Consider the following 2,101-nt stretch of genomic DNA (forward strand, 5'->3'; position numbering starts at 1 on the left):
TGAGGTCTCAGCAGCGATTTTTATCCATGTCTTTTTAGGGCAGCAGATGTTGCGCGGAGTGGCTAAGGCATTGGCTCACCCGGACGCTGAACACTGTGACTGGCGGTAAGCCCGATGCCTTAACCTTGGGGTAAACGCAGCGTTTGGCCGTCGAGTTCAGCTGCATACGACTACAGATTCCGGCAAGCTAATCAGCACAGATTCGTTGGTGCTTCTCGCCGAAAAAGTCCTCAGAGAGGGGATACGTCTCCTGCGGCAAACACTTACAAGTGCAAGAGCTTTTGCTCTTGAGTGAAGAATCACACGAGCCGCCGCGCGGCTACGAAGCCCGCAGACATTAGTTGGACGCCTGTTGCGAGGGCGCGACACCAAAGCTCCTTTTGGCGAGGGGGGACGGCGTGCCTTTACGGACGACGAGTGCCAGGTTGGCTTCGTTGGCTTTTTGGCAGCACAGGCAGGTATCTGAAGTCGACGATGTGATCCTGGCGCTCGGGATGGCTTAGATTCAATGGCCGACGACTCAGGGCGTGCACCTCGCGGACAGAGCTTTCCGCTGGCAGCTCCTGGAGCATCTGGCCTCACACAAGGCCCGTGGCGCCGGCCAGTTGCACTTTGCGATGGCCTCCTCAGCTCAGGCGCTTAGCATGTCGGATGCTGCCGGGTGTCTGACCAGTCCAGTCCTGAAATGCGCGGTGGAAGGAATTGGGATCTTCGAAGCCGAGCAGGAAGGCAATCTCCCCGCCCGATAAGGTGGTTTTCCCGAGGTAGTGGCGCGCAAGATTCTCTCGAGTGGCATTGACCAGGGCGCGAAAGCTTTGCCCTTCGCCCTCGAGGCGGCGCTGCAGGGTGCGCTGGCTCATGCCAAGGCGCACGGCGGTTTTCTCGATCGTTGCGGCGTTGCCTGGCAACAACTCCAGTAGTGCAGCACGAACGCGATCCGCGGTGGTCGCTGTCGCGTCGAGTTCACCGAGGCGGCGGCGAAGGTCCGGCTCAAACACCCGCCACATGTTTTCGTTGAGCGTGATGAAGGGACGCAAGGCGTCCACGGCGGCAAATGTGACGCTCGGGCTCGTTCCCTGCTGGGCGGGAGTGCCGAAGAAGCTTTCGTAGCGCCGGGCGTGATCGCTGGGCGGCACTTTCGGAAGCGTCACCCGAAGCGCCTTGGCCGGCTCGCAGGTCGCGAGTCGGGCGAGGCGCAGGAAAAAAGCGAGCTCGGCTACCTGCAGCGAACAGGGCACTTCGGCCTGCACGGATAGCCATTGAGGCGTCAGCGTGAGATCGCCGTCCTTTCCAACCTCTACCTCTAGCCGCATGGGTGCTACGAGCTGCTTGTACTTGGCCAGGCGCTGTACGGCCTGCATGAGATTGGCGCTGCACAGGGCGGCGAACAAGGGAGGATCGAAGGTTTCGGCGGAGAGGGTATCGACGAGGCGCAAGGGGAACAGGGGGGCACCGGCTTCGATCTCCAGGGCGTACCAGAATCGGAAATAGTCCGCAGTGGAAAGGCCGGGCGCTCCACGAGAAAGCAAGTCGTCGGGAAGGCCGGCACGACGCAACACATGACCAGGCTTCAGACCAAGGTCCTTCAGCAGTGGCTGCCAGCCGATCTTGATTGGGAAGGTCTTTTTTTGCACCGCCGGAACTCCATCGCCACTCAATGAGGGAAGTATGCTGTCCCCATTCGAAATTCATACGTAGTATAAAAAGTGTGGGGTTCCAGTCTCATGCGAAGTGCGCCATATTAACGTCGAATTACGCCAACTTAGCTCGCCGGCGCTTCTCAATCTTTGTAGCTTTGAGAAAATTAAAAGCTTGATGAGCCAGTACGGCAAGTCACTTGCGTGATGTGATCACGATCCTTAACCCGGAATCCTCTCGCCGTGGGGTGCGGGCAATTCAATCGCCGCGTCGCATACGTACGGTCAAGGTGTACGAAGATCCGCACCCTGGTGAAATCGTAGAAACACAAGGGGGTAACCACAAGATTCTGAAAGCATGGAAGGCAGAGCACTGTGCTGAAACTTTTGAGTCTTGGCTAGATAAATAATGCATACCTGCTTGATGAATTGGTGTCGCGAAGCGGCGCCAATTTACAGGCTGG

2 protein-coding genes are annotated in these 2,101 nt (G+C 58.2%); one reads left to right on the forward strand and one right to left on the reverse strand.

The annotated features are described in order from the left end of the window. Window positions 1-626 precede the first annotated feature (626 nt). A complete protein-coding gene (locus FAS41_RS30560) occupies window positions 627-1,634 on the reverse strand; it encodes an AraC family transcriptional regulator (protein WP_138527004.1) in 1,008 nt (335 codons plus the stop codon). Between the two features lie 251 nt (window positions 1,635-1,885). Here FAS41_RS30560 and FAS41_RS31555 point away from each other — a divergent pair, with 251 nt between their 5' ends. Then, window positions 1,886-2,047, forward strand: a complete 162-nt coding sequence (locus FAS41_RS31555; protein WP_425326833.1) for a hypothetical protein — start codon at window positions 1,886-1,888, stop codon at window positions 2,045-2,047. Window positions 2,048-2,101: the final 54 nt, after the last annotated feature.

The sequence above is a fragment of the Pseudomonas nicosulfuronedens genome (genome assembly GCF_005877905.1).
In the GTDB taxonomy this organism is placed as follows: Bacteria; Pseudomonadota; Gammaproteobacteria; order Pseudomonadales; family Pseudomonadaceae; genus Pseudomonas; species Pseudomonas nicosulfuronedens.